Annotated in this window: 9 protein-coding genes; 8 read left to right on the forward strand and 1 reads right to left on the reverse strand. The window is 67.5% G+C overall.

All coding sequences use genetic code 11. The features are described from left to right. The 6 genes from ETD96_RS40115 to ETD96_RS40140 form a co-directional block, all read left to right on the forward strand. On the forward strand, window positions 1–298 hold a 298-nt coding region (locus ETD96_RS40115), incomplete at its 5' end, for an ROK family protein (protein ID WP_138641713.1). Window positions 299–574: 276 nt separating this feature from the next. Next, the gene (locus tag ETD96_RS40120; protein WP_138641714.1) at window positions 575–1,156 is read left to right on the forward strand and encodes a YbaB/EbfC family nucleoid-associated protein; all 582 of its coding nucleotides are present in this window, start codon (window positions 575–577) and stop codon (window positions 1,154–1,156) included. Between the two features lie 18 nt (window positions 1,157–1,174). Beyond that, window positions 1,175–1,480 (forward strand): hypothetical protein, encoded by a 306-nt coding sequence (locus tag ETD96_RS40125; protein WP_138641715.1) that lies wholly within the window; start codon window positions 1,175–1,177, stop codon window positions 1,478–1,480. 19 nt (window positions 1,481–1,499) lie between these two features. After that, window positions 1,500–2,153 (forward strand): WXG100 family type VII secretion target, encoded by a 654-nt coding sequence (locus ETD96_RS40130; RefSeq protein ID WP_138641716.1) that lies wholly within the window; start codon window positions 1,500–1,502, stop codon window positions 2,151–2,153. After that, window positions 2,150–2,569, forward strand: a complete 420-nt coding sequence (locus ETD96_RS40135; RefSeq protein ID WP_138641717.1) for a YbaB/EbfC family nucleoid-associated protein — start codon at window positions 2,150–2,152, stop codon at window positions 2,567–2,569. The genes ETD96_RS40130 and ETD96_RS40135 overlap by 4 nt, the downstream gene beginning before the upstream one ends. A gap of 77 nt (window positions 2,570–2,646) precedes the next feature. Next, window positions 2,647–3,108: a DUF4352 domain-containing protein gene (locus ETD96_RS40140; RefSeq protein ID WP_171069472.1), complete on the forward strand. Its 462-nt coding sequence runs from the start codon at window positions 2,647–2,649 to the stop codon at window positions 3,106–3,108. 53 nt (window positions 3,109–3,161) lie between these two features. Here ETD96_RS40140 and ETD96_RS40145 read toward each other — a convergent pair whose 3' ends face one another. Next, the gene (locus ETD96_RS40145; RefSeq protein WP_138641719.1) at window positions 3,162–4,598 is read right to left on the reverse strand and encodes a hypothetical protein; all 1,437 of its coding nucleotides are present in this window, start codon (window positions 4,596–4,598) and stop codon (window positions 3,162–3,164) included. Window positions 4,599–4,725: 127 nt separating this feature from the next. Between ETD96_RS40145 and ETD96_RS40150 the strand changes: the two genes are divergently transcribed. Together ETD96_RS40150 and ETD96_RS40155 are read left to right on the forward strand one after the other, a co-directional pair. Continuing rightward, on the forward strand, window positions 4,726–5,442 hold the full coding sequence (locus ETD96_RS40150; RefSeq protein WP_138641720.1) for a hypothetical protein: 717 nt from the start codon (window positions 4,726–4,728) through the stop codon (window positions 5,440–5,442). Window positions 5,443–5,445: 3 nt separating this feature from the next. Continuing rightward, on the forward strand, window positions 5,446–5,819 hold a 374-nt coding region (locus ETD96_RS40155), incomplete at its 3' end, for a J domain-containing protein (RefSeq protein WP_138641721.1).

The raw sequence follows: 5,819 nt of genomic DNA on the forward strand, positions 1-5,819 counted from the left end.
CCCCGCCACCGTCGCCCTCCTCCGCGACGCCGGCCGCCGCATCGGCGAGGTCGTCGCGACCGCCGTCAACCTCCTGAACCCGGCCGTGGTCGTCCTCGGCGGCGACCTGGTCGGCGCCGACGAACCCCTGATCGCGGGCCTCCGCGAAACCGTCTACCAGCGCTCCACGGCCCTCGCGACCCGCACCCTTCGCATAGAGCCGAGCCGCCTGGGCGAGCAGGCGGGCCTGAAGGGCTGCGCGGCGATGGTCCTGGACAACATCCTCTCCCCCGAAGCCATCGACACCGCCCTCCAGTAGAAGCACTCCTTCTGCGCGGCGGCAATTTGCCCGATATATCGCCAGCGATCTGCCCCCATGACACCCGCGGGCAGGAAGCGGACACTGAAAGCCGTTCCCGTTCAGGCAGGTCAATGCCTTCTCAGAGCCACCGGCCCTGACACTTCGGCGCGAACTGTTCACAAACGGGGAGACACCTCGGTACGGTAAGTGGCACGACAGCATCAACTCACCGCCAACTGTTCAGTAGAAACCGCTGTCACACAGGATCCACGGGCAGACCTGAGGTGCGTGCCAATGCCTGACGAACCCAGTCGGCTTGATCGTCTCTTGAACAAGGAGACGCCGTTCCGTCCCGGCTCTGCCGAAGAAGCACAGGCACGGTTGGCCGAATTCGGCGCAGCCTCGCCCACTCCTCCCACGTCCACCGAGGACGAAGCGGGCACGCCCGCGACCTCAGGGTTCACTTGGACTCCACTCGAGACCGACGAACCAACACCGGGGACCGACGCCGCGGGCACGGGGACGCACGAGCAGGCCCAGGAGGCCGCGCTGGCACGATTCCTCGAAGCCGCGGACGAACTGAGGTCCGCCTCCGAGCGCATGCAGGCCATCACAGGACGGGCGTCCTCGCCGGACGGAATGATCAAAGTGACCGTGAATCCGCACGGACACCTGACCGAACTCCGACTCGATGCCACCATCCGCAGGCACTACACCGCCGAGCAGATCGGACCCGCGATCACAGCGGCCGTCCAGCAGGCCGAGCGATCTCGCACGGAGCAGCAAGCGGCATCATGGTCTGACATTTATCCCGATGCCGCTCCCTATCCGACGGAGGACTCGCCCGCATCCGAATCGGAACCAGGCCGACCCTGAGCAGTCCCTGGAGGGGCAATGAGCTATCCGGAACTCGCCGCCGACACCGCAGCACTGCACCGGACCGGCAAGGCGTTCACCGAAATGACCGGCGAGGGCAGTTCGCTCAACAAGGCCCAACAGAGCCTGAACGAGGCGGAGATTCCAGACCTGGCTTTCGGGAAGCTTCCGATGAGCCGCACCCTGCGAGAGAGTTACGAGGCGGCGCTGAACAGCCACAAACACAATCTGGAGATTGCGAAGAAGTACCTTTCGGAGAGCGGGACGGCCCTCCAGAAAGTATCCGCCAACATCCGCAAGGCCGAAGAAGACAGCACACTCTGAAGATCGGAGAAGCCGAGCAATGGACACATTCGGCCGGGTGGTCGCCACGGCGATTCTCGCACCGATCATCCCGATCGGCATCCCACTCCTAGGCGTTATCGAATTAGCGGACGGAGACTCGGCCAAGCTCCGCGAAGCAGCTCTGAAATGGGATCAGGCGAAAGGGCAGCTCGCCCAGGTGATCACAGAGCTCGAAGGTGAACTCAAGCGCCTGCCATTGGAACGGACATGGCGCGGCGAATCTTACCACGAATTCAACAAGAGCGTGACCGAGTTCAAACAGGCACTGAGCCAACTACCCGACATGTACAACGACGTGAAGACGCAGCTCAATGAGGCAGCCGACACGCTCGCGGATGCTTGGATCGGGATCATCGCCATCTGTATCGCCATTGTCGCCTTCGTCCTGGCGGCGCTCGCCCTCGCGGTGCCCAGCGCCGGCTCCTCACTTGCCGGAATCCCCGCCAGCATGTCCGCGGCCGTCGCCTCCGCGAGCGCCATCGTCGGCGGTCTCTCCACCCTCTTCGGCGTATTCGGTGGAAACCTCAAGGACTGGAGCGGGACCAAACCCTTCCAATCCGTCAAGAGCCCGCAGGCCAAGGGCAATGTGGAGACGCATAAAGTCAAGGTCGATCTGAAGAATCCGGGCCTGTGGGTGGACAATCAGAAATGAACGAGCCGAAAGCGATACCCGACCCGGGGGTACCCACGGAGTTGCAGGGCCTGCTGAAGGGAGCACAGGAACTGCAGCGGCGTCTACCGGAACTGTCGCGGCGTCTGGCAGAGGTCACCGGGGTTGGCAGGTCCTCCGATGGGCTGGTGACCGTGGTGACCGACTCACGCGGCAGTGTCCGCTCGGTCGAGGTGAGCCCGCGCAGGTACGCCGAAAAGGCGGCGGAGTCCCTCGCATCCGATGTGATCGCGGCGGCCGCCGCCGCCCGGGGCGATGCCGAGCGGAGGGTCGCGGAGATCTGCGGGGCAGATCCGACCGGAACGCTCGCCGATGCCCTGAAGGGTGAATTCAGGGTGCCCAAGGTCGCGGAAGACGCTCTTGCGCGGATTTATTCCCGGCTTTCTTCTCAAGGTTGAAGTTCGGTTCCATGGCGGCTACCACTCACCGTTCGCCGAGCCTTGGGGGGCGGCGGCTTCTTCTGCTCAGGCTGGGTGTGTTCCTCATCATCGTCGGCAGTCTGTCCCTGCTCGTCTGGGCGATCTTCTTCGCCGCGGACGACGGGCCGGACCTGCCGCATGAGGGAAAGGTCGGGCAAGAGGTCACGGACGGCACTCTCATATACCGGGTGACGAGCGTACGCTGCGGGCTCGCGTCGCCGCCGAGCGGCCCCGAGGAGAAGTCGGAGAATGGACAGTTCTGCGAACTCACTCTAGAAGTCCGCAACCCCGACGACTCGCAGGCGTCGTGGAACGCCGCCCTGACCGCCGGTAACGGGACCTACACCCCGGAGTGGTACCTCGAAAAGTACAGTCGGCAGGCACTTACCGGCCGCATCGAAGCCGGCGAGCATCGTACGGGGTGGCTGATCTTCGACATAAACCGGTCCGCGGATCCGGTGACATTGAAGCTGGGGATCGATGTGTCGAGCGACGCCGCAGCCCGTATCACGCTATGACCGGCGCGCTCATCGCGAGGCCGTCACCGGGCTGCGCTTGGTGGATGAGACGGTCAGGGTTCGCCGTTCTTGTAGGACTTCGGCCTCTTTGATTTGCCGGGGAAGATGACCAGGAGGTGCTTCTCGGCGGGCATGTCCGGGAAGAACGCCTCGGGCTCGTCGCGGCCGCGGACGTACACGCGGAGACGGTACGGCCCCGGACCGGCGGCGGTGACGGGCGGGAAGTCGCTCGGGCCGCCCATCGAGCCGACCGTGGAGCGTCCGTCCGGGCTGTCGAACCCGACCTCGGCGACCTGGTCCCAGCCCTTGAGGTCGAGCGGCGGCGCCTGCCGGTAGGCGCGGACGGTCAAGCACAGCTTTCCCTGCGTCCCGGTGATCACCGTGACGGAGCGACCGTCGCTCCCGACCAGCCCGTTCTTGAGCGCCGCGTCGAAGGAGGCGCCCTCGGTCCCGACGAAATAGCTGCCGCTCTCGCCACCCGACATGGCATCCGTTGCCTCGGTGACGGATTTCGGACCCTTCGGCGCGGTGCGCCTGCAATATGCCGTTACTTGGGCTTTCTCTCGCTCATACTGGGCCTGCATCGCCGCCAGGTTCCGTTCCAGCTCGCGCAATTGCGTCGTCGCCCGTCTGGGACACAGATAGGCCATTTCGACGACCGAAGGCCAGTGCGCGCCATGGCGTCCGAGGTCCGTCTCCGGCGTCGACTTCTCACCGAGGCAGGCGCGTCTTCCCATATCGAGCAGGGCGGCGTCGGACAACGGGTCCTCCGGGGCCGGGCGGCGCCAGGACGGGAACTGGGGATGGCCCCGGACGGAGCACAGATAGGCGAGATACCTCTCCCTTTCCGACATGCTCTTGACAGTCGGCACCAGCGTTTCCGAGCGCTGCGAGGGCTGGAATAGCGCCTTGGGGCAGTCTCGCGGGCCGGCCATTATCGGCTGCGGTGTTCTCTGGTCGCCGGCGGCGCCGAGTACGAGCCCGGCCACCAGGACTCCGGACACCGCGCGCACCATCCGGCGTCCCGGACGGTAGACCGCCGCCAGCAGGAGGGTGACGAGCACGAGGCGGCACGTCCACCATGCGATCTGCAGACCGGGCCAGGGCGTGAGCCACAGGTCCGTGCACTGCCGCCCCCATCGGGCCAGGTCATACCCGAACATCAGCGGATGGACGAGAAACACCGGCACCAGAATGGCCAGGGCCGCCCATCCCGCGGCCCGCCGCTTTGTCACCAGCCATATCAGGAACGCCGGAACAACGACCAGATAGGGCTTGGCACTGACTATCAGAAACCCCGGAGCCTGCACCACGTCCGTTTGATGGAACCAGGCGGTGCACTGGCCGGGGGAAAGGACGACTCCAAAGCCGTACCCCCTCCACTGCCGCCCGAGCAGCGCGAACACGGCGTCGAGGACGAGAGGGACCGCGCTCAGCGCGGCCGCGGCCGCCCACAGAATCGATTCCGCCCGCCCGCCCCATCGCAACATGATCGAGAACCATAGCGACGGCCGCGCCCGCGGGCGGCACCGTAAGGTAACGATCAACGACACGCCACCGCCCGGCCGCCGCTAAACTGACCCGGGATCGTCAATTGAATGGCCGAGGGGTGCGCGCATGGGGTCGATCGTCCCGTACGGTTCCAGCAGTCCCGAGGTCCGGCGGGACGCCGGGGCGGTCGCGCCGCGCACCGCTCCCGTCCACAGTCCGGGCGAGATGGGGCTGAGCGGCGGACGGCTCCGCGAGGAATGCTGGCCGACGGTCGGGGAGCGCACCCGGCGGCGCCTCGCCGAACTGTCCGGCAACCCCATCGACTGGTTCGCCCGGGAGGACGCGTCGAGCGGCGACGGACGCTGCTACGCCGTGACGCTGGGCGAGGCGGGGCTGTCCATCGCCGAGCCTCGGGTGAACACCGAGCACCGCCCGGTCTACGCGATCACCTCGTTCCAGTTCGCGCCCGGCTCGCTCCGGCACGTCCAGGTGGACCACCGCCCGCCGCCGTACCGGGGCGGCGCGCCGCAGTCCGGCCACGCCGCGGCGCCGCCCGACATCGGCCTCGGCCCGGCGGCCAAGGGCGTCCTCGGCAACCTCCCGCCGCAGGCGCAGGAGCTGCTGCAGGCGCCGTTCACCGCCGAGCGCAAGGTGCTCCGCGAGAACTGGTACTACGAGGGCTTCGACCACCGGCTCGACGCGTTCGTGCTCTACCTCGCCGGCGCGAAGGACGTGACGTTCGCGACCGGCACCAAGATCGTCCCGGCCGGGCACACCGACGCCACCGCGCACTGGTCCCTCACCTGCTACCGCGCCTCGGTCGCCCGCCGGATCGGCCGCTGATCCTTGCGGGCCGGCTTCAACGAACTGGACGGCAACGACGCCTACGAGCTCCTGGGCGTCCGGCCGGACGCCTCACCGGACCAGATCCAGCGGGCCTGGCGCGGCCTGGCGACGGCCCACCACCCCGACCGGGTCACCGACCCGGCCGCGAAGGCCGAGGCGGAGGAGCGCCTCCGCCTCCTCAACGCGGCCCGCGACGTCCTCCTGAACCACCGTGCGAGCTACGACGACGCCCGCCGGCCCCCGGAGCCGGCCCAAGAGGAGATCATCGAAGACCCCTCGGACATCGAGGACCCCTGGGACATGGCCACGGCGGGCGCGCGCCGTCCCGGCCCCCGGACGACCACCGTCCCCGGGCCTCCTCCCCCGGCCCGGGT

The organism is Actinomadura geliboluensis (assembly GCF_005889745.1).
In the GTDB taxonomy this organism is placed as follows: domain Bacteria; phylum Actinomycetota; class Actinomycetes; order Streptosporangiales; family Streptosporangiaceae; genus Spirillospora; species Spirillospora geliboluensis.